Source organism: Veillonella parvula (assembly GCF_040097785.1).
Taxonomy (GTDB): domain Bacteria; phylum Bacillota; class Negativicutes; order Veillonellales; family Veillonellaceae; genus Veillonella; species Veillonella parvula_D.
The window spans coordinates 49,097-76,010 of sequence record NZ_JBBNNS010000002.1; the positions used below are offsets into that span (position 1 = coordinate 49,097).

At 40.6% G+C, this 26,914-nt stretch carries 26 protein-coding genes; all 26 read right to left on the minus strand.

The features are described from left to right. Positions 1-133: 133 nt before the first annotated feature. Entirely contained in the window at positions 134-1,018 is an 885-nt protein-coding gene (locus tag AAA071_RS04210; protein ID WP_349234053.1) for an immunity protein YezG family protein, read from the minus strand. 270 nt (positions 1,019-1,288) lie between these two features. Continuing rightward, the gene (locus AAA071_RS04215) at positions 1,289-2,053 is read right to left on the minus strand and encodes a DUF3969 family protein (RefSeq protein ID WP_012864732.1); all 765 of its coding nucleotides are present in this window, start codon (positions 2,051-2,053) and stop codon (positions 1,289-1,291) included. A gap of 75 nt (positions 2,054-2,128) precedes the next feature. Continuing rightward, the gene (locus tag AAA071_RS04220; protein ID WP_012864733.1) at positions 2,129-2,377 is read right to left on the minus strand and encodes a hypothetical protein; all 249 of its coding nucleotides are present in this window, start codon (positions 2,375-2,377) and stop codon (positions 2,129-2,131) included. Between the two features lie 155 nt (positions 2,378-2,532). Beyond that, positions 2,533-3,285, minus strand: coding sequence for a hypothetical protein (locus AAA071_RS04225; protein ID WP_012864734.1), 753 nt, complete (start codon positions 3,283-3,285; stop codon positions 2,533-2,535). Between the two features lie 299 nt (positions 3,286-3,584). Next, entirely contained in the window at positions 3,585-4,046 is a 462-nt protein-coding gene (locus AAA071_RS04230; RefSeq protein ID WP_012864735.1) for a helix-turn-helix domain-containing protein, read from the minus strand. Between the two features lie 46 nt (positions 4,047-4,092). After that, entirely contained in the window at positions 4,093-5,397 is a 1,305-nt protein-coding gene (gene hemL / locus AAA071_RS04235; RefSeq protein WP_012864736.1) for a glutamate-1-semialdehyde 2,1-aminomutase, read from the minus strand. 9 nt (positions 5,398-5,406) lie between these two features. Then, positions 5,407-6,381 (minus strand): porphobilinogen synthase, encoded by a 975-nt coding sequence (gene hemB, locus AAA071_RS04240; RefSeq protein WP_008602583.1) that lies wholly within the window; start codon positions 6,379-6,381, stop codon positions 5,407-5,409. 9 nt (positions 6,382-6,390) lie between these two features. Then, positions 6,391-7,899: a uroporphyrinogen-III C-methyltransferase gene (cobA, locus tag AAA071_RS04245; protein ID WP_349234054.1), complete on the minus strand. Its 1,509-nt coding sequence runs from the start codon at positions 7,897-7,899 to the stop codon at positions 6,391-6,393. Next, the gene (hemC, locus tag AAA071_RS04250; protein WP_316604163.1) at positions 7,896-8,834 is read right to left on the minus strand and encodes a hydroxymethylbilane synthase; all 939 of its coding nucleotides are present in this window, start codon (positions 8,832-8,834) and stop codon (positions 7,896-7,898) included. The genes cobA and hemC overlap by 4 nt, the downstream gene beginning before the upstream one ends. A 4-nt stretch (positions 8,835-8,838) precedes the next feature. Further along, positions 8,839-10,110, minus strand: a complete 1,272-nt coding sequence (gene hemA / locus AAA071_RS04255; RefSeq protein ID WP_349234055.1) for a glutamyl-tRNA reductase — start codon at positions 10,108-10,110, stop codon at positions 8,839-8,841. After that, complete coding sequence (locus AAA071_RS04260; protein ID WP_349234056.1) at positions 10,079-10,726, minus strand: precorrin-2 dehydrogenase/sirohydrochlorin ferrochelatase family protein; 648 nt, start codon at positions 10,724-10,726, stop codon at positions 10,079-10,081. The genes hemA and AAA071_RS04260 overlap by 32 nt, the downstream gene beginning before the upstream one ends. A gap of 57 nt (positions 10,727-10,783) precedes the next feature. After that, entirely contained in the window at positions 10,784-11,569 is a 786-nt protein-coding gene (locus AAA071_RS04265) for a YlmH family RNA-binding protein (RefSeq protein ID WP_349234057.1), read from the minus strand. A gap of 2 nt (positions 11,570-11,571) precedes the next feature. Then, positions 11,572-12,366, minus strand: coding sequence for a pyrroline-5-carboxylate reductase (gene proC, locus AAA071_RS04270; RefSeq protein ID WP_278618692.1), 795 nt, complete (start codon positions 12,364-12,366; stop codon positions 11,572-11,574). Positions 12,367-12,392: 26 nt separating this feature from the next. After that, positions 12,393-12,890 (minus strand): cell division protein SepF, encoded by a 498-nt coding sequence (locus tag AAA071_RS04275; protein WP_278618694.1) that lies wholly within the window; start codon positions 12,888-12,890, stop codon positions 12,393-12,395. A 53-nt stretch (positions 12,891-12,943) separates the two neighbouring features. After that, positions 12,944-13,630 carry a YggS family pyridoxal phosphate-dependent enzyme gene (locus AAA071_RS04280; RefSeq protein ID WP_004695221.1) on the minus strand — a complete coding sequence of 229 codons (687 nt, stop codon included), beginning with the start codon at positions 13,628-13,630 and terminating at the stop codon, positions 12,944-12,946. A 176-nt stretch (positions 13,631-13,806) separates the two neighbouring features. Next, positions 13,807-14,661, minus strand: a complete 855-nt coding sequence (locus AAA071_RS04285) for a purine nucleoside phosphorylase YfiH/LACC1 family protein (protein WP_278618696.1) — start codon at positions 14,659-14,661, stop codon at positions 13,807-13,809. Between the two features lie 9 nt (positions 14,662-14,670). Next, positions 14,671-16,398, minus strand: a complete 1,728-nt coding sequence (locus AAA071_RS04290; protein ID WP_278618697.1) for a radical SAM protein — start codon at positions 16,396-16,398, stop codon at positions 14,671-14,673. Between the two features lie 115 nt (positions 16,399-16,513). Continuing rightward, positions 16,514-17,218 (minus strand): DUF421 domain-containing protein, encoded by a 705-nt coding sequence (locus AAA071_RS04295; RefSeq protein WP_278618698.1) that lies wholly within the window; start codon positions 17,216-17,218, stop codon positions 16,514-16,516. A 12-nt stretch (positions 17,219-17,230) separates the two neighbouring features. Continuing rightward, positions 17,231-17,692, minus strand: coding sequence for a DUF3290 family protein (locus AAA071_RS04300; RefSeq protein ID WP_278618699.1), 462 nt, complete (start codon positions 17,690-17,692; stop codon positions 17,231-17,233). A 173-nt stretch (positions 17,693-17,865) separates the two neighbouring features. After that, positions 17,866-18,873 carry a ketol-acid reductoisomerase gene (gene ilvC, locus AAA071_RS04305; protein ID WP_004695212.1) on the minus strand — a complete coding sequence of 336 codons (1,008 nt, stop codon included), beginning with the start codon at positions 18,871-18,873 and terminating at the stop codon, positions 17,866-17,868. Positions 18,874-19,014: 141 nt separating this feature from the next. Continuing rightward, positions 19,015-19,800 (minus strand): ABC transporter ATP-binding protein, encoded by a 786-nt coding sequence (locus AAA071_RS04310; protein ID WP_008602563.1) that lies wholly within the window; start codon positions 19,798-19,800, stop codon positions 19,015-19,017. Between the two features lie 11 nt (positions 19,801-19,811). Beyond that, positions 19,812-20,300 (minus strand): acetolactate synthase small subunit, encoded by a 489-nt coding sequence (gene ilvN / locus AAA071_RS04315; protein WP_004695208.1) that lies wholly within the window; start codon positions 20,298-20,300, stop codon positions 19,812-19,814. Next, on the minus strand, positions 20,300-22,009 hold the full coding sequence (gene ilvB / locus AAA071_RS04320; RefSeq protein ID WP_155086563.1) for a biosynthetic-type acetolactate synthase large subunit: 1,710 nt from the start codon (positions 22,007-22,009) through the stop codon (positions 20,300-20,302). Before ilvB ends, ilvN begins: the two co-directional genes overlap by 1 nt. Positions 22,010-22,027: 18 nt before the next feature. Further along, on the minus strand, positions 22,028-23,251 hold the full coding sequence (gene ilvA / locus AAA071_RS04325; protein WP_227037385.1) for a threonine ammonia-lyase: 1,224 nt from the start codon (positions 23,249-23,251) through the stop codon (positions 22,028-22,030). A gap of 42 nt (positions 23,252-23,293) precedes the next feature. After that, positions 23,294-24,964, minus strand: a complete 1,671-nt coding sequence (ilvD, locus tag AAA071_RS04330; protein ID WP_349234058.1) for a dihydroxy-acid dehydratase — start codon at positions 24,962-24,964, stop codon at positions 23,294-23,296. 535 nt (positions 24,965-25,499) lie between these two features. Then, the gene (locus AAA071_RS04335; protein WP_008602554.1) at positions 25,500-26,903 is read right to left on the minus strand and encodes a DASS family sodium-coupled anion symporter; all 1,404 of its coding nucleotides are present in this window, start codon (positions 26,901-26,903) and stop codon (positions 25,500-25,502) included. Positions 26,904-26,914 lie beyond the last annotated feature (11 nt).

A 26,914-nucleotide genomic window follows, 5' to 3' on the forward strand; every position in this document is an offset into this window, starting at 1 on the left:
GGTGATTTTAATAGAACTACTTAGATTTTAAGTAATAATGATTTTTTATCATTTTGTAATATAAAAATGACACCTATACCAAGCCCTTGTTGGTGGTATAGGTGTCATTATAATAGTATGTAATACTAACCTACTAATCTGAGTAAGATAATTCTAAAGATACTTCACCATTAGCTGTTAATATAAATATTAATCCAGAGAACGGATTTTGATTATAGAATTTAAAAGTCTCAATCATTGATAAAATTTCATTCTTTAAATTATACATAACTTCCGAAATAATAGCCGGCTCTTCATCATTATTTTCTACATACTTTGTAATATATGAATCATCCTCAGTTTTATAAACCAAAAGCTCTACAGAGGAATTATTAACATTCATATCAAAGTGTAATTTAGCACGATGCCAATTTAGAGGCGTTAACTTGTATATACTTTTGGCTACTTTATTATAATGTTTTTCAAGTTCCGATTCTAAGCTTTTATGCTTTAACTTAAACGCCTTATCAATGGCAGTATAATTTTTTGCTAATACACTAGACTCCATATCTTCCAATAATAAAATACCTCGTGGACCTTTTAGCATTTCTTTATATATATCCGGCTCAAATTCATCTTCTCTAGCTAGAACACCAAAATTCTGATATTCCCACTTATATCTATTTTGAAGCCAACAATCGTCAGTTACAGGATCATTATGAAATTCACAATGGGGCTCATAATCATCGCGTGAAATATACATTGTTCCCCACGTCCATTGTTCTGTAGAAGCTTCATGAAGTAAACGTACATACGTCAAAATCTCACTAGTCCCAGCTTTTATAGATTTTACTTTTTCATCATTACAATTATATAGCAAATCACCATCAGTAATAATAGAACCGGAAGGGGTCTTAACATTGTAACAGGCTGAACTCATGCCTGATTCTGTACATTCAAAAAACAAATAACACTTATACCAATGTATTGGCATACAATCAATAAGTATATCTCTTATTTTCTTAATATATCTATCCATATATCCTCACATTAATTATTAGGAATTTCGTCGAAAAATCTTCTATCCCTCTTACATCATCATTAGTAATGATTCGATGTTTATCTAAATCAAGAAATGTTAGTTCATAACCTAAATAATACCAGCGATTATTGTTAGTATTTAGCACCATGGTCTGAGTTCATTAGCATTTTTCTAACGTTATATAAAGCCTCTTTTGAAAAGTCTTCTAGCTTAGTTTTCTTAAATAATAATCATAAGTATATATACAACTTAAAAATCTTCTAGAATCTATAATCCCAAGTCTATAAACTTCCCTGAAACTTTGATCTGCCAAAACATCCCTTTAGTGGCTTTTAAATCAATGCCTGTTTCTAACTTGTCAAAACTCACATCATAAAATGGTAATAATATCTGTAATGATGCTAATTTTGCTTTCATAGTAATTAAATCTTTACTTAATTGCCCGGATATATTAGTATCCGCTATCTCCTGTAAATTGGAAATACATGCTTGAAGATCTTCATTCTGAATACGTTCACACGTATATATTTCAGACAAATAGGTCTGTTTAATACAACTTAAGATTGATTCAGAAATGAATTCAGGTTTTTGTAAGACTTCATACAATCCTAACAAAAACAACGCCCAAAATATCTCCTCTACATAATCGGTAAAGAAATAGATACCGAACTTCTTTTCATCATGTGTAGAAATCTTTAACGCTTCAGATAAAGTATTACCCTCTAACTCCCGTTCTATTAAAGCAATCCAACTACTGCATTCAATATCATCTAACGTATCATTTAATGCTGGTATAGGGATTCTACGAGCCATCCACTCATCAACATCCTCTAAACTCATCCCATCACCAATTATATTTAACAGTTTATCGGACAGATGTGCTTTTCTACACATTAATCGAATTAACATACTAAATATGTAATATTCTAAAATGGTCAAGTCAATATAATTTCGTCTATATGCCTTAACAGCACCCAATATAAAGACCATTAAAAATGTATCTAAGCTTTTTTTACTTTTAAAATAGATCATATTTATACCTCTATCCACTAATTTATTCTAGCTTAAAATCTATACGTTCATCATTAACCCGTTTTACTTAGTGAATTATAATAGTCCATTATCCATCAGCAAACCCAACAAAGTAAATATTGCAAAAAATAAGAAGATACTCAAAATAATCCTTACTACACATCTCACTATAGGCTTAGCTGAAGTAAAAGATTCTATACTATCATGATTACCAATCAACTCAGGAATACAAATAAATGCAATTAAAAATCCTATAGCCTGAATTGTACCTTTAACCTCATAATTTGTATCATATAAATTCAAAAAAGAATCAAAGAACTCCATCGATCTACTAAATCTCCTTATAATTAAGATAATACATACTAAATAGAATATTTACATTCCTATCTTTTTCAAAACTAACAACTCCATCAAATCAACTCGTTAAAGTACTCTCAATTTTTACTACACAATATTATGAATATAAATATAATATATTACTACTTTTTATTAACATAATTATCTCTTAATTGTAACAAGATGGTCCGTTCGTCTTTCCCAATTTCATCAAGACTATTTAATATGGTTAGATAATCGCCATAGTTATATTTCAACATAGTAATTAAAGAGTCTCTAACCTTTTTACCAGCAATACTTTCATCAAAATATACTTGTATATTATTTGTTTCTTTATCAATGATAATAAAACCACTAACATTAAATATTAAGATTTTAGTAGGAGTCTCTTTTATTCCTCTTACGTCATTTGTAATAATTAGATGCTTATCTAAGTCGAGAAATGTGGCTTCATAGCCTGAATGATACCATCGTTTATTATAATATTTAGCACCACGTTCTGAGTTCATCAGCATTTTTTCAAAGTTATCTAAAGTCTCTTTTGAAAAAGCTTCTAACTTAGATTTCTTATTAACAATCATCTTAGATCTTGAATAATTAATTTTATGCTTGCCAGTCTCATCACCGTAAATTTCAAATTCTAGAACATCTAACATGTGATTTCTAATATCATATCGACCGATTCCATCATAGCCTAAATAATAATAGTAAGGCTCATCAAGATATACGGCTAAAATACGACTAGAGACGGTTTCTTTAATTGATGTATCTACTAATTCATGGGACTCATCCAGAATAACTATATTATTAGGAGAACCATCGTGATAATAATACTGATAAATAGTGGTACTAATAATTGCTATAACAATCAGTATTAAAGAACAAATTTTTTTCATACCAAACTACCTAAGCTATATAATCAAATAGCTTCATACAAAACACCAACATCTTTTAATAATATCAAATATCATATCTAATTAATAAATATTTATTCCCCTTCTATAATTCAATTATATGTTAAACTAGCGTATACCACCAAAGAATATTTTGTTATATACGGCAAAAAAAAAGCACCATCTATCTAGGGACGACTTATGTGTCGTTTAGCTCCCCAAATAGATGGTACTTTTTATAATTAAGTTAATTAAATTGTTCAAATAAACATGTCCCACTCGGTCTACAATGTAGTATAGCACTACTTTATATTCCGTCTTGCCACTAAGCTACCAGCACTGCTAGCTAGTCCAGCCCGATTGATATGAGGGTTCCCATGTTTGTACGTCTTTGGCTTGCTACTTTTATCTTCTACTTTTGATTTCTCAAATTTAGTAAATAGATTATCTAGCTCGCGCAAGAGCGCACGTTTTTGTGAGTCTTTCAACTCGAATACATCACCTTTATAGGCGATGTATTTATTTTTTAGTACAGGACTGAGATCATAGATGGGCTCGTGTTCTTCTCCATTTACATCCAACAGCTCATCCAAGGTCAATCCATAATAGCGAGACAGGGCACAGAGTGTATCTAAATCTGGTTCGCGATACCCTGTTTCGTAATTTGAAAGCGCCGCATTACTGATACCTACGGCCTTTGCTACTTCGATTTGGCTTTTGCCCATGCGCACGCGAGCACGCTTTAAGTTCTTGTAAAACTGCATGTTCATCACCTGTATCGATACATAAACAACTACAAACTATATACTTTTATAATAATGTATCACTGATTTTTTTGAAAGCTTCATCAGCAACGGCTAATGTGCGTTCTACTTCACTGCTCTTATGACAGATAGATACGAAATTACTTTCATAAGGGCTTGGCGCATAGTAAATACCATGGCTCAAGTTATGGTGGAAGAACATTTTGAATTGTTCTTCGTTGCAAGCTGCTGCATCATCAAAGTTCTTAACTGGTTTATCAGTGAAGAAGATGGTGAACATAGAGCCTACCCGCTGTACTACAACAGGTACATTGTATTGTGCTGCCAATCTTTCAAAGCCTTCGCAAAGGGCAATCGTCGTATCTTCTACTTGTTTAAACACCGTTGGATCACGTTGCAGAATGGAAAGCGTTGCCAAACCAGAGGTAACGGCAATTGGGTTACCACTCAATGTACCAGCTTGGTAGATAGGACCAGCTGGTGCAATTTGGTTCATAATCTCGCGAGAGCCACCAAACACAGCAAGTGGCATGCCACCACCAACGATTTTACCAAGGCATGTAAGGTCTGGTTTGATATTGTAACGTTTTTGAGCCCCGCCACTACTAGCGCGGAAGCCACACATAACTTCGTCAAAGATCAACACTGCGCCATGAGCCTTAGTCACTTCTCGCAAGGTTTCGAGGAAACTAGGTACTGGAGGTACGCAACCCATGTTGCCAGCTACAGGTTCAACTATGATTGCCGCAATAGTATCGCCCATATCGTCGAATAATTTACGAACCGCTTCAGAATCATTGTACGGTAATGTTATGGTATTCTCTGCTACGCCTTGAGGAACGCCAGGGCTATCCGGCACGCCAAAGGTAGCAAGGCCAGAGCCAGCTTTCACCAAGAGCGCATCACTATGACCATGGTAACAGCCTACAAATTTTACGATACGATCGCGACCAGTATAGCCACGAGCTACGCGCAATGCACTCATGGTAGCCTCTGTACCAGAGTTTACGAGGCGGATAACCTCCATAGATGGCATGAAGGCTTGTATCTTTTTAGCCAATTCTGTTTCTAGTAGTGTAGGCGCACCATAGCTAGTACCACGAGGAATCGCCTCTTGCAAACTAGCAATAACTTCAGGGTTCGCATGGCCCAAAATCATAGGGCCCCAGCTCAACACATAGTCGATGTATTCGTTGTTATCGATATCATAAATACGGCTGCCACTGGCACTGCTGATAAATGGAGGGTTAGATCCTACGCTACGGTAGGAACGAACAGGGCTATTTACGCCGCCTGGCATATAACGTTTAGCCTCGTTAAAGGCCTTTTCAGATTTACCGAGTTGGAACATAGTTCCTCCTTATTGTTGTAACCATTTAGCAATATCTAAGGCATGGTACGTAATGATGATTTTAGCACCAGCACGCTTCATGGAAAGCATTGTTTCCATAACGAGGCGTTCTTCGTCGATAAGACCAGCCGCTGCGGCGGATTTAACCATCGCATACTCACCAGATACATTGTATACCGCAACCGGCAATTCATAGCGGTCACGCGTTTCACGAACGATGTCCAAGTAGGATAACGCCGGTTTAATCATGATAATATCCGCACCTTCAGCGATATCGAGTTCGATTTCTCTGAAAGCTTCTAAACGATTAGCCGGGTCCATTTGATAAGATTTGCGGTCACCAAATTTTGGCGCAGAATTAACAGCGCCGCGGAACGGACCATAGTAAGCAGATGCGTATTTTGCCGCATAGCTCATGATAGATACGTTGGTATAACCTGCCGCATCAAGGGCTTCACGAATAGCACCTACGCGACCGTCCATCATATCGGATGGAGCCACCATATGTGCACCAGCTTCTGCTTGGCTTACCGCAACTTTACAAAGCAATGGTAATGTTTCGTCGTTCAAGATTTCATGGTCATCAATCATGCCACAGTGACCGGTAGAGGTATATTGGCACAAGCATACATCAGAAATAACCAAAAGATTTGGCACGGCTTCGCGGATGGCTTTGATGGCTTGTTGTACTGGTTGGGACATATCCCAAGCAGAGGAACCTTGCTCATCTTTATATGTAGGAATACCAAAGATTTCTACACCACGCACACCAAGATCATAAGCCTCTTGAGCTACTTTCACAGCCTCATCAACAGACAAGTGATATTGACCTGGCAATGTGTCGATTTCTTTTTTGATACCTTCACCAGGCACGATAAATAATGGATAAATCAAATCAGTTACGTCGAGTGTCGTTTCGCGTACCAAATCACGCATTTCTGGATTGATACGCAAGCGGCGAGGACGGTATGTTAAATCGTACATGTAATCCTCCTAAATGTCTTTTACAATAGCATTTACTAAGCCATCTGTTGTATATACATCGCTGATGATAGCCGGTTTAAGACCTGCACTCATAGCCGTAGCAGCCGTAATTGGACCGATGCAAGCCACTTTAGTTTTGCCTAATAACTCTAGTGCATTGTCGCCCAATAATTGGATTGTATTTGTTACAGTAGAGGAGCTTGTGAAGGTAATATAATCTACATTGCCTTCTGTTAACGCTGTTACTAATGCTTCTTGTTGAGATGTATCTTGTGTAGTTTCGTATAAACGCAAGATATCTACATTCATATCGCGGTGACGCAAGCAACGTGGAATCACATCGCGTGCTACCTTTGGTTGAATCAACAGTACAGAATCCCCTGCATTGAGTTCTTCTTCAAGAGCCTCTACAGCAGATTCAGCCTTGTAGTCTACAGGAATGATATCCGGTACGATGCCATATTTTTGAAGTTCACGAGCCGTAGCACAGCCGATAGCCGCCACTTTAGAATTACCTAAAGCACGTGTATCTTTGCCTTCTTTATATAGAGCATCGAAGAAGTAACGAACCCCTTCACCAGATGTGAATACGATACATTGGTATTCTTTTGTATTGTTGATGATGCGTTTATCTTCCTCAAACAATTCCAATGGAGATGTTTTGATTGCCGCTGCTTCCACTACATTAGCACCTTGAGCCGCTAATTTTTCGCGGAATGCACTTGCTTGGGAGCGAGCGCGTGTGACTACGACAGTTTTACCGAATAAAGGTTTATTATCGAACCATTGTAATTTTTCACGAAGGTTGACAACATCACCTACTACGATGATAGCTGGCGCTTTCAATTGAGCCTTTGCTACATCTTCAACGACATGTTCAAGGGTAGAAACTAATACCTCTTGTACTGTTTTTGTTCCCCACCGAACAAGCGCTACTGGTGTAGAGGCTGCTCGCCCATGAGCCATCAATTTTTCCGCAATGACAGGCAAGTTACCAACACCCATTACAAAGCAAAGTGTATCTACCGCCGTAGCAAGGCCTTCCCAATGGATGCCAGATACTGCTTTTGTAGGATCCTCATGACCTGTTACCACCGCAAAGGATGTGGCCATAGCGCGTTGTGTTACAGGAATCCCTGCATAGGCAGGCGCTGCGATGGGAGATGTTACACCTGGCACGAACTCAAATGGCACACCGGCTTCGCCAAGAGCCATCGCTTCTTCACCACCACGACCAAATACGAGCGGATCACCGCCTTTTAATCGTGCTACGATTTTGCCTTCTTTTCCTTTTTGTACTAATAGCTCATTGATTTCCCATTGATGCATTGTGTGCTCTTTACACTGCTTACCAGCGTAAATTAATTCTGCATCTGGGCGCGCCCACTCTAACAGATGAGCATCCGCTAAATAATCATATACAATTACATCTGCTTTTTCGATGCATTCACGGCCTTTTACAGTGATGAGTTTAACATCGCCAGGGCCTGCACCGATTAGATATACCATACCTGTCATTTTATGATTCCTTCCTCTATGAGAGCATCCACAATACGTTTGCCCCCTTCTTCATATAAGGCTTTTGCAAGATTTTTACCAAGGATCTCGCCTTTTTTAGCGGGACCAGAGATTTCCCCTTCGTACACAGTTTTTCCATCGAGGGATGCAATCATAGCCTTTAAAGTCAATTGACCTTTATTGATGGTGCCATGTACGCCCATTGGCACTTGACAACCACCATTTAATTGACGCAAGAAACTGCGCTCCCCTTCAACGGCATAACGCGTTGCTTCATCGTTGATAGGATCCAACATGTCAAGCATCTCCGTATCGTCGGCACGACACTCGATAGCGAGTGCCCCTTGTCCAACGGCAGGAATCATTTCGTCGGCCTTGAAGACTTGTGTAATTTGGTCTTCTAACCCCAATCGCTTAAGGCCTGCTTGAGCCAAGATAACACCGTCTAGCTTTTCCGTTTCAATTTTGCTCAAACGAGTCTGCACATTACCGCGAATAACCTCTACCTTTAGGTCAGGTCGGACATGTAATAGCTGTGCTTGCCGGCGTAAACTACTAGTGCCAACGCGAGCGCCTTGTGGCAATTTGTCTAGTGTTTTATACACGGGACTCACTAGTGCATCATAAGGCACTTCACGAGCGGAGATGGCACCAAGAGTAAGGCCTTCTGGCAACTCTGTAGGCATATCCTTTAAGCTATGTACGGCGATGTCGATGTTGCCTGCATGCATAGCCTCTTCTAATTCAGCAGTAAATAAACCTTTACCACCAACTTGAGCCAGTGGTTTCTCTAAGATACGGTCACCTTTTGTATTAAAGTGAACCAGCTCTACCGTAATATTTGGGTACAGACGCTGTAATTCTGCACTAATATGTTCAGCCTGCCACAGGGCAAGGGCACTTTTTCGCGTGCCGATTCGAATATGATCTCTCATGGCATTAGCCTTCTTTCTCAAGATTAAACATATCTTTGAATAAGTCCCAGTACAAGCCTTCTTCCTCTGTACCAGCAATTTCGTTGAAGTGAATCATCGGTTCACGCAACATTTTGCGAATGATCATGCGACTCATCGAGTCCATAACACGGCGCTCTTTATCGGAAATATCTGGCAATTTAGCTAATGCGCGATGTAATTCACGACGGCGAATACGCTCAGCCTTTTCCGTGAGCAATGCCATCATAGGACGCACTGTTAAATAGCTCAACTTATCCAATAACTCTTCAATAGCATCATGAATAATAGGCTCCGCACGACGAGCTTCTTCTTCGCGCTGCGCCTTATTTTCTTCTACTACACTTTCAAGAGAGTCAATATTAAATAGGTAAATACCGTCCAAATCTGCCACCGCAGGATCAATATCACGAGGTACCGCTATATCGATCATAACGATTGGTTCACCCTTGCGAAGAGTCGTAATTTTCTTCGCTTCTTTTTCAGTAATAATATAATGCGGTGCCCCTGTAGATGTGATAAGAATATCCGCATCTTTAGCATACTCTACAAAGTTATCGAGCTTAACAGCTTTACCATTAAAGCGTTCCGCTAACATTTCAGCCTTAGCAAAGGTTCTATTAGATACGAAAATCGTTTTTACACCCTTCGCTTGTAAATGAGTAGCTGTCAATTCACTCATCGTACCAGCACCCAAAATAAGTACTGTAGCTTCGGATAATGGCTTATCTAAACTGTCCTCCGCAAGATTGACCGCCGTGTAACTAACAGATACAGGCGTATTAGCAATGCCCGTATTAGTACGTACCTTTTTACCAACGCTAATAGCCCGTTGGAATAAAATATTAAAAATTGTTCCCGTACAGCCTGCGCTATAAGCCTGAATATAAGCCCCTTTTAATTGGCTCAAGATTTGGCCTTCCCCTAACACAAGGGAATCAAGACTAGCAGAAACACGGAATAGATGCTCAATACAATCTCGTTCTTCGTAGAAGAAGAATGCATCTGCATCGATATGATCTGCTCTTTTTAAATCTTTTAACACTGCCAACATGTAATCCTTCGGGAATTCTACACCTTCTAAAGCAGCATAAATTTCCGTTCTATTACAGGTGGATAATATAACGCATTCTGAGATACAGTCAAATTCATAGAGGCGGTTTAGTGCGGCAACTACCTCGTCTTTATCAAACGAGAAACGTTCACGCACCTCTACAGCGGCACTTCTATGATTTAGACCTAATACCACTAATTGCATGGTTTAGTTTCTCCTCTATAATCATCCAATCTCCCTTGAGAATGGCTTCAAATGTTTCTACCGTCAGATTGTCTCGCCAAAATTTCTGTCGAGCCTCTGGCGTAGGAAGTAGTAACTTTACTTCTTCTCTAAATATTTTAAGTCTAGGCATAGCCTTTTGCAACTGACCATAACGATTCATCATATCTTGTCGTACGAGACGATTGATACGAGGTCCTACATTATTGGCACTAATAGCAATATGAAGATCGCCGAGTTCAAGGGATGACGGCACAGTAAATCTACACGCGCTCTGATCATCACTGCGGTTGGTCCACACACGATGTTTTTTTCCTAGCTCATACAAGGTATCGTTTAGTTCATGATTATCTGTGCAGATAAACAGCAAACTACTCGAAATAATATGCTCTTCGTCGTCCATTGTGAAAGCCCGATCACACCAAGTGATGCGATTTTCCTTTGCCCATTGGCTAATCGTATCCGTTACAGCAGGAGCGATAACGACAATTTGGCAAGGCTCCTCAATAAAAAGCTGCATCCGTCGTTCCGCTACTTCTCCGCCGCCTACGAATAGGATTATATCTTCAGTTGTAGGTTGAAATGTTATGGATACCATGGCTGTCCTACTATATACAAAAAAATCGGCTTGATGGTCAAGCCGATTTTCAACTGCCTACATAAATCGTTTCAGATATACGCCGATACGCCCTTTACGAGAGGTACCTGTAATGGCTTCTACCTTCATTCGGCCACGACCACGCATGGAAATGACATCCCCTTCTTTAACTTCTTGGGATGCCCCCTTAGATGGTTGCCAGTTTACTTGTAATAAGCCCGCATTGATAGCACTCACCAATTTAGTGCGAGATACACTAAACCCTGAGCTTGCTACCGCATCTAAACGCAAGGAAGCGACTGTAGTGCGGACTTCTTTAATTTTTTCTTCTTTTGGTGCAATATCTGATAACTCAATAGCCTCTACAGATACAGAAACCATAGCAATTTTCGTAAAGTTTTGAATTACGAAATCAGCCACGCTTTCATCCACCATAATCTGAGCGCCCCCTTGCTGGACAATAACGTCCCCAAATTTGGAGCGATCAATGCCAAGGCCCATCAAAGAGCCCAGCACATCGCGGTGAGTGAGCAATCGGAACCGAGGGTCCCAATTCACCTTAAGAGCGCGAATACCCATATCCACAGTACCGTTAAAATCGCTATCTACAAAGGCGATACGGATACGTTCCGCCCCTTCATAGCCACCGTCAGTTTTAACAGTTAACTGTGGGTAATTAGCCTTGATAGCATCTGCAATAACAAGGCCTGCAGGACTCGTAAAATCCGCCACACGATAGGGGCGACCTTTAACAACCTGCTCAGCCAAGTCAAGCATGCGACGAGCTTCCTCACCGCTGCCACTGGCCTCGAAATATCGTATTAATTTACTAGTATCTGCCAAAATTATTTCCCCAATTCATTCGACCGAGAAAGACATGCTACTACGCCATCTTGGAGAGCACTGCGAAGTCCACCTTTTTCCATGGCACCAATACCAGCAATGGTGGTGCCACCGGGGCTGGTCACTTGATCTCGTAGTACTGCTGGATGATTGCCACTTTCAAGAGCCATCTTACCAGCACCGTACATCGTTTGAGCAGCTGCCCTTATGGCTAGCTGACGTGGTAAACCAATACGAACGCCTGCATCAGCTAAAGCATCAAGGATAACGAACATATAGCCAGGGCCCGCGCCAGATAGTGCGCCTAAGCGATCTAAATCGGCTTCGCTCACCACTGCTACCTCACCTACAGCCTCAAATAAGGCTTGTACAGTAAGACCTAGGTCAGTATTCACATCATCTCCAGCAAGTGCCGTCATGCCAGCACCGATAGAAGCCGGTGTATTTGGCATAGCTCTAAACCAGTTAGCTTGTGGAATAGCCGCATCAAGAGTATCTAAGGTGACACCTGCGGCAACAGAAATCATAACAGTCCCATAAGGTACTTCTTTTAAAGTCTCTAATACAGATGGTAACACTTGTGGTTTTACAGCCAATAGAATAGTGTTGTACTCGTTTACATTAGGCAATGTAGTAAAACCTACTACACCAAGCTCCTCTGCAAGAGCCTTACATTGTTCTTCGCGACGCACTAGAATGTGTGTATCACAGGCTTTCAACACACCATACTGTAATGCACCGCGCAATAGAGCGCCCCCCATTGAGCCAACGCCTATACATAGGGTTTTACCTAACATAGTTATCACCACCATTTATAGAGAGATTATTTGTTTTCCCAAGAATATTCGTTTTGCTCAGTTGTGCTGCTTTCATTGTCATTATAATCAATGGAAATATTTACAGGTACACACATGAAAATGTCTTTACCTACTTTTTCCAATTTGCCATCCAATGCATAGGTCGCACCAGATACGAAATCTACAATACGAGCTGCTTCATGAGGGTCTGTATTTTCAAAATTAATCAATACAGGACGCATGTCGCGCAATTGATGTGTAATATTTTCAGAATCTTCAAATACTTTTGGTTCAATTACAACTACTTTCATAGCTGTTGGACGTTGTGTCATCGTAGATTGGCCTCCTACCTTGCGTGGATGAAATTCAGATGCGCCGGACACGGGAGCCGCTGTTGCTACTGGGGTAGGTTCAGCTTCGTATTCCTCTTCATCTTCGTATTCGTAATCATCATATTCATAGTCATCATCAGTTCTGCCTAAGAATAAGTTTTTTGCTTTGTCTAAATAATCTCCCAATGCCATTTGGATTTCCTCCTAATACAATTAACGCTTCCGATTATCAGGTAACCCGAACCTTAATAATATACACGTTCCCCAAAAATTGCTGTGCCTACACGAACGATGTTAGCCCCTTCTTCCAAAGCAACCTCAAAGTCATGAGTCATCCCCATAGATAAATATTGAATCTGCCCTTCTTCAAAGTAGCGTTTCATATCCTCAAACAAGGCATTCGCTACGCGAAAGATTGGACGAGCTTCCTGTGGATCATCGAAAAATGGCGCCATACACATCAAGCCCCTTACGCGTACATGAGGCAATGTTTTTGCATAATCTCGTATTTCTGGAAACTCTTCGACGGTCATTCCCGTTTTAGAGGCTTCGCGGGCCACATTGACTTGCAGTAATACATCTTGTATTTTATCGTGCTTTGCAGCAACCTTTTCGATTTCATCTAATAATTTACGGCTATCCACAGAATGAATTAAATCAAACATAGGAACCGCTTGGCGCACCTTATTGACCTGTAAATGACCAATCAAATGCCATGTTAATTGTGGCCCCTTATAGGTTAGCTGCTTTTCTTTGGCCTCTTGTACTCGATTTTCTCCTACATGAGTGACACCGAGCCGTGCGACCTCTTCCACAGCCGACACAGGGTGGTTCTTTGTAACCGCCACTAATAATGCTGTATCTACGCGACCAACACGCGCCATAGCATCGGCCATGCGCTGCTGTATAGCGTGTAGGGATTCTTCAATCACGTGAATGCCCCCTTCAATCTATATATCATAATCATCAAATATATTTGTATAGACTATTTTATTATATAGTATTTAAGGTCAAATGTACATGATTTAAGGCTTATCCCTTCCACAAATTCAAGCATGTATATATATAAAATATCATACTTTATTATGATTCCTGTGAAAGTCGAATTTTATCGGTCTTGTAACATCGCAAATAAGGCCATGCGACCTGTTAGGCCTGCCTCTCGACGATAGGAATAACAGTCTACTTCACTTACACTATCGGTACCACCAATTGTGATATTCTCAGGAGGAATTCCATTTACAACGAGATCCTCACCAATAAAATTCCATAAATTGATATAAGCCTTATCTAATTTATCACCAGGATAATTGACAACATCAGATGCATCTCGGTCTGTCATATCTCTCCATGCTAATTCAAAGCGTTTACCTAGTTCTACATCTACTTCAAAGGACTCTGGTCCAATACTAGGCCCAAGATATATATAGCAATCTTTGAACTCGGTCCCATAAGCCTCTTTCATGGCCTCAATAGTAAGTACTGGTAAGCGGCCAATGGCACCACGCCAACCTGAATGTGCCGTTGCAATCGCATGATGTTTGGCATCGTAAATGCCTACGCCAACGCAATCTGCAGTGAACAGAAATAATGGCACATGAGGTAGATTTGTAAATACCGCATCACAATCATCGATGGCCGTATCTTCCCCAAAAGCACCGGCCCCAATAAGGTCTTCTGTGATTTCTACAGCCTTTAAACCATGGACTTGATTGCCACAAGAAATACGGTTTGGTTCAACACCTAAATATTTCGCAACAATAGCTCGATTTTCTCGTACACTCTGAGCTTCATCGCCTACATGAAAAGCTAGATTTAATGATTCATAAGGGGCTTTAGATACGCCACCATGACGATAGGTATCGCCCATAACAATAGGAAATCGCTCACTCCAGCTTGGCGTCTCATAAGACCATATACCATGAGGACCTTTCACATCTTTACGTTTTACAGATTGATTCATCTATTACTCCTATTTACATACACCACAGCGTTTACAACCTACTGCACATGAAGGTGTATATGCTTCATCAAGGGATCTTTGCCATTCCATTTCAAGATAGCCCTCCTGCATCCCCATGTCTAAATGGCTCCACGGCAAGAATTCATCAAAACTGCGTTCGCGATAGTTCATATCGTCCATATCTAGACCAGCCGCCTTCATTTCAGACTTAAAAGATTTACTACCTCGATCGGCTGCACACGCTGCAATAACAGCACCTAAACGACGATCTCCACGAGCAAGAACCCCTTGAATATATGCCTCTTTAGGGGACTCTACGAGAACCTCAATGCGGCGATTCTTTTGCAATGCTTTTTTTATATATTGTAATTTTTTCTCCACCGCTTTTTGATTATCCATGGCCATCCATTGAAATGGTGTAAAAGGCTTAGGAATAAACGGATTAATACTGAGCGTCAAACGACCTTTACAGCCTACCTCAGCCATATGAGCCTGCGTTCTTTCCGCAAGGCCTACAATAGCCTCAATGTCTTCATCGGTTTCCGTTGGCAGCCCAATCATAATATATAAGCGCATATGCTGAATACCTGACTTTGCAGATAAGGTAGCTGCATTTTGTAAATGCTCTTCACTGATACCCTTGTTAATGACGCGACGCAAACGTTCACTGCCCGTTTCTGGTGCAATGGTAATAGTCTTTTGTCCACTGTCTGCTAGTCCATCCACTACGGCTTGTGTTAACGAGTCAGCACGCAAGGATGCACAAGAGTAACGCATATCTTTAGAGCGAATATAATTAACGAGTTCATCTACCTCAGGATAGTCTGAGATAGCAGCACCCATTAGGCCTACCTTTTTACCTAGTTTTTCTGCGCGCTCTACGCCTTCTTTCAAAATGTCCAAAGGACGTACACGAGGTACGCGGAAGCAATACCCAGCCATACAAAAGCGACAGTGACGACCACAACCACGAGCTACTTCTATGATATACATAGCGCCAAATTCAGTATAGTTCGTAGCCACTACCGTTTCACCACCGCTGGTGAGCATTTCAAAGTGACGTTTAATCGTCTTAGGTACGCCCTCGACAATATCATAGCCTTTAAATTCACCATCTTCATTGTAAATCGGCACATACAGGGATGGTACGTAAACACCCGATACATCCGCTAATTGACGTAAAATAGCGTGACGATCCAAGCCTTCCAGTTTCCCATCTCGAATGATATCGAGGACATGGCTCACAAGGCCTTCCCCTTCACCGATAATGAAAGCATCAATAAAATCAGCAAAAGGCTCTGGGTTGAACGTCGCACAAGGACCGCCTGCAATAACGATAGGGTCAAACTCGGTGCGGTCTTTTCCCATAATAGGTACACGACCATGGCGCAACATCAAAGGAATATGGAAATAATCCATTTCAAAGGTGACATCAAAAGCAACTACATCAAATTGATGCATAGGCCTTTGTGTTTCAACACTCATAAGGGGAGTCTTAGTCTTATCGTAAGCTTCTAATTCCTTTTTCTCAGGCAAGAAAATCCGTTCGCAAACGCTATCATTTCGCAAATTGATTTCCTCATAAATGATATGAAGTCCAAGATTACTCATGCCCACGAAGTATGTATTTGGATAGACGATGGCCACCTTTTGCCCTGCATGAGGATTTACTGTTACCCGACTGTCTTCATCTTTATATAATTCTTGTAATCGATCAATTAAATCTTTACGATTCACTAATTTCCTTTCTATATAAGCCCACTACGAATAGTGGGCTTAATAAAAACTAAATACTATGTATCTATTATTAAAATGTTAATAGATTTATACGTTTCATATTCCAAGCTATATATTAAGGCTTTAATTTGCTCTTAGTCTTATTTTTTATAGAGCTTACTAAATTAGGTCTCTCTCTTTTATCATAAGGATATACAACAACTTTACCATCTTTATATTCTGCAATATATATATCCTTAACAGAGTATCCTTGAGCTTGGATTTCTTGTTCAAGCCACTCTCTATCTTTTTCAATTACATCGAGGGTAAACTGATTAATTTGACCATCATCGATAAGATCAAATCGGATATTATCTTCACCGAATTGAACCACGTTGAGCTGACCGTTTTGCTCCAATACGGCACGCTTAACATCCGTAACATATTGAACACCGGCAGCACGAAGTTTTAATTTAAGTTCAGCCGCTTGTATACCATAACGCATACATTCTTCTGTTAGAATATGACCTTTTTCGATTACTATAACTGGATGACCATCAAGAATTGCTTTAAAAATACGAAGATTCCCTTTTAAAAACTTAAGAGTCATTACGAGGATAGTCCATAAAATAAGGACTAACATAAATTGTAAAATACCAATTTGATCATTGTAAATAATGGCACCGATAATACCACCAAGTACGTAGTTTTGCAGTTGATCTAAGGCAGAGGTTGGGGCTAAATTGCCCTTACCCATTAAATTGATTTGTAAAATAATCGCCAAGAGACCGATGGCGAGTTTTGCAAAGACCATCCCATAGACGGCCATAGCTTCTGTCATATGTGGTCCTCCTTATTGTAATGCATCCTCTTTATCGTGAATTCGATCTATAGGGCTTACCTTATAAACACGTGTAATAGTATAGGTTGAAAATTCTGGATTAAATTGAACCTCATAGTAAGCATCACTTACTTTTAAAATCATACCATTACGAATCTTTGAGGAGTTAACCGCCAATTGGTCGCTCGGTACGGAACGATCTGAACTAAAAGAATGTAAAAATTGAGCCATACGAGAGGAGTCCTCAGAATAGGTTTTCATCCGATTATACTCTTGGTATTCAAGCCCTAAGAAGAACACTACGATTAAAGACAATATAATCATCAAGTCACGATAGCGACTAGTAAAACCATTTCGCAATACTTGTACTCCCAAAATGAGCAATGCTAATAGAACAGCTACAATTATAACAAAGCCCCAAGTTTGACCTATTACAGCCTGACTTTCAACATAGGCTAATGTGTAAAAATCCATGCCACACTCCTTTCAAATATTACTTTTTATTATACCATATTTGATTCCAATATTTTCGATGTAATCGTCAAGATGGCCCAAAATAATGTAAGAAAAGATAAAAAATAGCGACCCCTTACGGGGTCGCTTTTAATAAGCATATAATCTCACAAAAGATTACCTAAGTAATACTCTTATTTTAACCAGCTCATCAAGTTGCGAAGTTCTGCGCCAACTGGTTCAATTGGATGATTAGCAGCTGCTTCGCGATGTTCTTTAAGGAATTTTTGACCATTTTTGGAATCTGCTAAGAATTCATCAGCAAATTTACCAGATTGAATATCCGCCAAGATTTGTTCCATAGCTTTTTTAGTATCTGCAGTGATTACGCGAGGACCTGCATGGTAATCGCCGTATTCAGCAGTGTTGGAGATGGAGTGGCGCATTTTTTGGAAACCGCCTTCGTAGATAAGATCTACGATCAATTTCATTTCATGCAAGCATTCGAAGTAAGCGTTAACAGGTTCATAACCAGCTTCAGTTAATACTTCAAAGCCAGTTTTGATCAACTCAGTAACACCACCGCACAATACAGCTTGTTCACCAAAGAGGTCAGTTTCAGTTTCGGATTTGAAGTTAGTTTCCAAAATACCAGAACGGCCACCACCGATACCAGATGCCCATGCTAATGCCACTTCTTCAGTATCGCCAGATGGGTCTTTTTCTACAGCGTACAAGCAAGGAACGCCAGAACCTTCTTGGTATGTACGACGAACTAAATGACCAGGACCTTTAGGAGCTACCATGAATACATTGATGTCTTCACGAGGTACGATTTTACCAAAGTGAATGTTAAAGCCATGAGCAAATGCCAAGTACGCACCTTGTTTCAAGTTTGGAGCAATATCTTGTGCATATACGTCTGCTTGCAATTCGTCTGGGATCAATACCATAACGATATCAGCGCCTTTAACGGCTTCTGCAGTTTCTTTTACTGTAAGACCTGCTTCTTCAGCCGCTTTCCAGCTAGAAGAACCACCGCGAAGACCAATTGTTACGTCCATACCATTTTCTTTCAAGTTCAATGCATGAGCATGACCTTGGGAACCGTAACCTAACACTGTAATTTTTTTGCCTTCCAATTTGCTTAAATTACAATCTGCATCATAATAAACTGTAGTACCTAAAATTTTACCTGCCATATTAGACAACCTCCAAACATATTCAATAGAATATAGATTATATATACTGTACACAATCTAACAAATTTTTGCAAGATGTGGCGTACATTAATTTAGTATCAGCAAGCCAAGTTTTAAGCCTCTGATAAAAAAAATTGATAACTACCGAACCATCACCCATGGACGATCATCTTTCCATACAACTTGTACGGAAAGTCCAAAGACATCAGATAAAATATCATCAGTTAGTACCTTGTGTTTAGGACCTGCATGAATCATCTTGCCCTCTCGCAAGATAGCTACATGAGTAATAAACGGTAGTATCTCTTCAATTTGATGTGACACATAGATAATCGGTGTCTGCTGCTCAGCTACCAAAGTAGATACGATGCGTAAAAACTGCTCCCTCGCTGGTAAGTCCAAACCAGAGCAAGGCTCATCCAAAATCAATAATTCTGGATTTGCCATAATAGACCTCGCTAACAATACCCGGCGCTGTTCGCCAGCAGATAAGGTTCGAAAACGATGACCTTCCAAATAGTCTAGTCCAAATTCAGATAATAATTGCATACCTCGTTGACGCACCTCAGGTGCTACCTCTTGGTATATACCAATGCTACTAAATGCACCAGAAATAACAATATCTTCAACGACTTGTTTATCCAAGGTTGACTGAAATTGTCCAAGCACAGAGCTAACAAATCCTAGTCTAGCCTTGATTTTGGGCCACGCATATTTACCAAATTCCTTACCAAACACACGCAAAGTACCCGTTGTGGGAATTTGATAAGCAGGTATCATGCTGAGTAGCGTTGATTTACCAGCCCCATTAAGCCCTAATAAGGCCCAATGTTCACCGTCCTCTATATGCCAATTTACATTATCTAAAATAGATCTACCATCACGGCGAAAGCAGACATTTTCATAATGGAGTAATTCACGCCCCACGTTATCAGCTCCTACATTTTTTCTCCGCGACTCATAGCGGTGATACCTGTTTTGGCAATTTCAAGAATACCATAGGTTTCCATAATTTGAATGAAGCCACGTAATTTTTCTACACTGCCAATGACTTCAATGATCATAGATGTAGGAGAAATATCTAACACATTACCACGATATACATCGGCAATCTGTACAATTTGTGATCTTGTAGAAGCAGATGCTTTTACCTTAATAAGCATTAACTCACGGCATACCACATCATGATCTTCAAACACTTTAACCTTAACAACATCGATGAGCTTGTAGATTTGTTTTTGTACTTGATCGAGAATTCGATCATCGGCCTCTACAGTAATAGTAATACGTGCATAACCTGGCTGATTTGTAATGCCAGATGTCATTTTTGTAACGTTAAAGCCACGACGGTTAAAGAGTGCCAAAATACGTGTACCAATACCTGGTGCATTTTTTGCAATGATTAAGACTTGATGTTCTTTCGCCATTATAGCACCCCTTTCTTACCCATCATACCGCTTATCGTGCCGCCTGCTGGGATCATTGGCAATACATTATCCTCTCGTTCAACGCGACAGTCCAAGACAATGCTTTCATCCGATGTAATGTATGATTTAAATTCTTTGTTGAAAGTTTCAACATTATCTAGACGCGCTGCTTTCAAGTCAAATGCATCTGCGAGTTTCACGAAGTTCGGACTCACTTCCAAATCTACATAGGAGTAGCGTCTATCATTGAAGATTTCTTGCCATTGACGAACCATACCAAGATAGCCGTTGTTAATAATAACAATCTTGATTGGCAAATTATATTGGCGAACCATCATGAGCTCTTCACAAGTCATTTGGAACCCGCCATCACCGACAACAAGGATAACTTGCTTCTTAGGCGCCCCTACTTGAGCCCCAATAGCCGCCGGCAAACCATACCCCATGGTACCCGCACCGCCAGAGGTAACGATAGTATGAGGTTTTTTATGAGTTAAGAATTGAGCCGCCCACATTTGATGTTGACCGACGTCACTTACGATTATGGCATCTTCCTTGGCAATCTTATTAAGCTCAGATAACACATATTGTGCATGCAATACACCATTTTTAGACTCAGGGATTACCATAGGGTATTCCGCTTGCCATTCTCGGATTTGCTCAAGCCACGCTTCATGAGTTGTAGGTTCTACAAGAGCATTAAGCTCCGTTAATACCTGTTTTAAATCCCCTACGATAGGCACGTTGATTGTAACATTCTTATCAATTTCAGCTGGATCGATATCAATATGGATGATTTTAGCTTTTTTACAGAAGAAATCTGGATGGCCTGTAATGCGGTCATGGAAACGAATCCCTGCAGCAATCACGAGATCTGCCTCATCTGTACTATTATTAGCGGCTACAGAACCATGCATACCAACCATGCCAAGAGCCAATTCGTGATCTCCTGGGAAGCCACCAAGACCAACTAATGTATTCGTCACCGGAATTTGAGCCTTTTCAGCTAATTCTTTAAGCTCATCCATAGCACCAGACTTCAATACGCCTGCCCCAGCAATGATAAGTGGGCGCTTTGCATTTTTGATGAGAGTAGCTGCTTTTTTGATTTGACCTTGATGACCTTTATAGGTTGGATCATAGCCTTCAAGATGAATAGGTACTTCGTACAATTTGTTGTATTCCGCCATGGATATTTTTTCGGTTTGAATATCCTTAGGAATATCGATGAGTACAGGGCCTGGACGACCTGTGCCAGCAATAAAGTACGCCTCTTTAATGATGCGAGGCAAATCATGAATATCTTGAACAAGATAGTTATGCTTGGTTATAGGCATCGTAATGCCTTGGATATCCGCCTCTTGAAAGGAGTCCTTACCGATAAAAGGGCGACCAACCTGACCTGTAATGGCCACCATAGGTACGGAATCCATGTACGCAGTCATAATACCTGTTACAAGATTCGTTGCGCCAGGGCCAGAGGTAGCAAGACATACACCTACGCGACCAGATACGCGAGCATAGCCATCTGCCGCATGTGCAGCACCTTGTTCATGACGGACGAAGTAATGTTTAATTTCAGGGAAGCTATATATTTCATCATAAATTGGAATTACCGCGCCACCTGGATAGCCGAACATATCGGTTACACCAAGGCGATGCAATGTTTCAAGGACAATGCGTGCCCCATTGATTGTTTCTGCGCTCATAGGAACCCTTTCACCCAGCTATTCAGACAATATCTCGCTGGAATTTAAACGTTTAATAATGTAGCCATTATGTTTGAAAGTATCAATAATGTGTTGGATGTGCTCTTCACCATTTGTTTCTACCGTTACTTGCAATTCCACTTCATGGAAACGGTCAAGGTTTTTGAACTGATTATGGTCAAGTTTAATAACATTTGCATCTGCATCGGCTAACATTTGAGATACAGCCACTAACTGGCCTGGTTTATCAGGAAGGTTAACGGAGAAAGTAAAGATACGACCACGTACGACAAGACCTTTATTAATCATAGAGGAAATGGTAAGTACGTCGATATTACCTCCACTGACAATGGCTACAACCTTTTTACCTGTGCAGTTCAATTTTCTAAGACCTGCCAATGGTAAAATACCGGAATTTTCTGCTACTAATTTATGTTTTTCAACAAGCAACAGGAATGCTTCCATCAATTCGTAGTCTGAAACAGTAATAATGTCATCTACATATTGCTTGATATATTCTAATGTAGTTTCCCCAATTTGGCGTACTGCCGTACCATCTGCAATCGTCGCTACTTCATCGAGTGGTACCGGATGATCAGCCTTTAATGCAGCGATTGCACTTGCGGCACCTTCAGGCTCTACACCGATAATCTTAACGCGCGGATTTTTTAACTTTGCCGCTGCCGCAATACCAGATACGATACCACCGCCCCCAACAGGAACAAGCAATACATCTGCATCAGGAAGTTCATCGAGAACCTCGAGAGCAATTGTCCCTTGCCCTTCAATTACATCTTCATCATCGAAGGGATGGACGAACACATAACCATGTTCTTGTTGGAGTTCCATCGCTTTTTGGCAAGCTTCATCATAGATTTCACCATGTAATACGACATCTGCGCCGTACTGTTTTGTTGCATTAACCTTTATAAGAGGCGTGTGTTTCGGCATAACAATAGTCGCTTTAATGCCAAGGCGTTTCGCAGCAAGGGCCACGCCTTGTGCATGATTACCAGCAGACGCAGCGATAACACCGCGCGCCTTTTCCTCTTCTGTCAGCTTTGCAATTTTATTATAAGCTCCACGAACCTTAAAAGAGCCTGTTATTTGCAAGTTTTCTGGCTTGATATATACATCATTTTCGCACTCGTCAGAAAACACATCGCTGTGAAGCAATTTCGTTTTCACCGTGATTGTGCTTAATCGCTCTCGAGCCTCCATAAAATCATATAATTTGTGCATGTACACTATCTCCTCTAGTTAGTATTAAATGAAAGTCTAGTATTAGTCTTCAAATACTTCGATAGCACCTTGTGCAGCAGAGGATACGTGAAGAGCGTATTTTTTAAGATATCCAGTTACATTGGATTTGAACGGTTTCAATGCAGCTTTACGACGAGTGATTTCATCATCAGATACAGCTAGTTCCAATTTACCGTTTGGAATATCGATGTTGATAATATCACCATTTTCAACGATAGCAATGGTACCGCCTGCAGCTGCTTCTGGAGATACATGTCCGATGGATGCACCACGAGTAGCACCGGAGAAGCGTCCATCTGTCAACAATGCTACATCTTTATCGAGACCCATACCGGCGATCATAGATGTTGGTGTCAACATTTCACGCATACCAGGACCGCCTTTAGGTCCTTCGTAGCGGATAACTACAACATCACCTTTTACGATTTTACCGCCTGTGATAGCTTCAACCGCTTCTTCTTCGCTGTTGAATACCTTTGCTGGACCAGAATGAACAAGCATATCTGCATCTACGGCACCGGCTTTTACAACGGAACCATCTACAGCAAGGTTACCTTTAAGAACCGCGATACCACCAGTTTCATGTACTGGATTATCCCATGGATGGATAACATCTTCATCCACAACGTGAGCGGCCGCTGCAATTTCACCTTGTGTTTTAAGAGCAACAGTTTTGCAATCTGTATGAAGACGACCATTTTCTGCTAAACGTTTCAACACGGCAGATACACCACCTGCAGCGTACATGTCTTCAATGAAATATACGCCAGATGGAGATAATTTAGATAATTGAGGTGTAGTTTGGGCGATGCGATCGAAATCGTCTAAGGATAATGGTACACCTGCTTCGTGAGCAATAGCCGGTAAATGAAGCGCCGTATTAGAGGAGCCACCCAAAGCCATATCAAGAGCTACCGCATTTTCAAAGGCTTCACGAGTCATAATATCTTTAGGGCGAAGGTTTGCTTTTAATACCTCTACCGCTTGCATACCCGCTAATTTTGCTAAACGCAAACGTTCAGAATATACCGCTGGGATTGTACCATTGCCAGGAAGGCCCATACCGAGAGCTTCTGTTAAACAGTTCATTGTATTTGCCGTATACATACCAGAGCAAGAGCCACATGTAGGACATGCCGTATTTTCGATATCGGCTAACTCAGCATCATCCATTTCACCAGTTTGATGTTTGCCTACGGCCTCGAATACATCGGACAAACCAATTTTTTTACCTTTATGTACACCAGCGAGCATAGCCCCACCAGATACGAATACAGATGGGATATTAAGGCGAGCAGCTGCAATCAACATGCCTGGCACTACCTTATCACAGTTTGGAATGAATACCATCGCATCGAATGGTGTAGCCATAGCAGTAGCTTCGATGGAATCAGCAATGATATTACGTGTAACTAAGGAGTATTTCATGCCGATATGGTTCATTGCCAAACCATCGCAAATACCGATAGTATTGAACTCGATTGGCACACCACCTGCGTTGCGGATACCGTCTTTTACGGCTTGTACAATATTTTTCAGGCCTACGTGACCAGGGATAATTTCATTGAAAGAATTGGCAATACCGATGACTGGTCTACCCATTTCTTCATCAACAAAACCTAGAGCTTTTAGTAAAGATCTGTGTGGTGCACGTGCTACGCCTGTTTTCAAATTGTCACTTCTACAACTCATGTTAATCTCCTCACTTTTGAAAGCATCCACTTGGACAGCTTTCACGACGCATAAAAAAAGACGATTCCAATGAATCGTCTTAAAAGTTTACAAATGATATTCCTTTTGTTTACAGAATTCCTATATACATAAATAATCCTATGTACCCCTTGGAAAATATACACATAAGAAACAAACCATATAGTCAAATCTTATTGATTGTATATTAAACCATTCGCGGAACTTCTAAGACAAAAACGTGTTAAGTTGTTGTTCATAATTCGAATGTCATTAATAATCACGACTAGCGCAATAATCAATAAGCTAATGACTAAACCTAACATGTTTCCTCCTAAAATATTCTGTAATAATAATCACGGAATAATAATAACACGTTATATTATCCCGCGCAAGATAATTCACAATAAATTCTATAGATTCATCATAGTTTTTTTATGAAGTTCACCATACCCAAAAACTATAGCAAACGTAGTAAGGTATAAAAAATATAGATATAACAAGAAAAATCCCTCACCGTAGTGAGGGATTGAATATATTATAAAATACCAAAGAGCCACATGCCAAAAGTGCCGCCCCAGAAATGAATGAGGAAGCTCACCACGGAAATGGCAAGACCTACGCGCCACCATGTACCTTGTGGCACATAGCCAGCACCGAAGAAGATTGGTGTTACACCTGAACTATAATGAGTCAATGTACAGCCAGGACTGTTCATCAAACCAAAGAGCAATATCGTAAACGGAATAGGAGCCCCCATCGCCACTAAAATGGCTGCAAAGGCGGAGAATAAAGCTGTAATACGCGCCGTACCACTGGCAAAGAAATACTGAGAGTACACAAAGGTAGCGGAAATGATAAAGGATGCCCAGAACCAGTCAAAGCCAGCTAAATGTTGACTTACAAAGTCTGCAAACACAGCTACTACACCGAGTTTACCAAGCAGCCCAGCCATGCCCACAAGCGTACCCATCCAGATAAGGATATCCCAACCGGTACGTTCACCCAAAATATCCTCCCAAGTAAGAGAGCCAGTCACAACACACGCCAGAACCCCCATCATCGCTACTACTGTAGGATGAAGCTTAGTCCAAATTGCTGTAGCCCAAAGCAAGATGCAAAGTACAAAGATAATAGCAACAGAAATTTCAGCCTTCGTAATAGGTCCAAGAGCATCTAGTTCTTTTTGAGCCATTACAGCAGCCTCTGGTGTTTCCTTGATTTCTGGTGGATAGATTTTATAGATAAACCAAGGCATCAAAATCATACAAATCACACCAGGAATGACACCTGCTTGGAACCATTCCCACCAAGATATATCATAGCCAAACAGTTTAGCACCTAAAGACGTAATAAGCAAATTACCGCTACATGCGGTCAAGAAGATCGTCACAGTAATAGTGTTAATAGTATGTGCCGTCGTCATCAAGTACGCCCCAATGCGGCGGGCCGTATTACCATAAGGTTCAGAACCAAAAGCTAAGGAAATATTTTGTACAATGGGGAATACAATACCACCTCCACGCGCCGTATTAGATGGTGTAGCTGGAGAAATAATCAAGTCCGTACAAGCCAACGCATAGGCAAGCTTTAATGAGCTTGTGCCAAAAGAGCGAATCAAGGTGTACGCAATACGCTTACCAAGGCCAGAATTAATAATACCTCGTGAAAAGAATACGGCCGCTACGATAAGCCACACATTCGCCTCTGCATAGCCACCTAGAGCCTGTACCATAGTGATGGAATTAGTGGCTACGGCTACAACAATACCAAAGAGGGCCATAATACCCGTTGGCCAGGGACGTAAGATAAAGCCCACAATAGTAGCCGTAAAGATAGCTAATAAATGCCAACCTTCAGGCTTGATTGCCTCTGTATGAGGTAAAAACCAAATAACGAGGCCCACTAAAACGGTAAGGGCCGCTCGTGTAAAAGTATTCATAGAACCTCCAT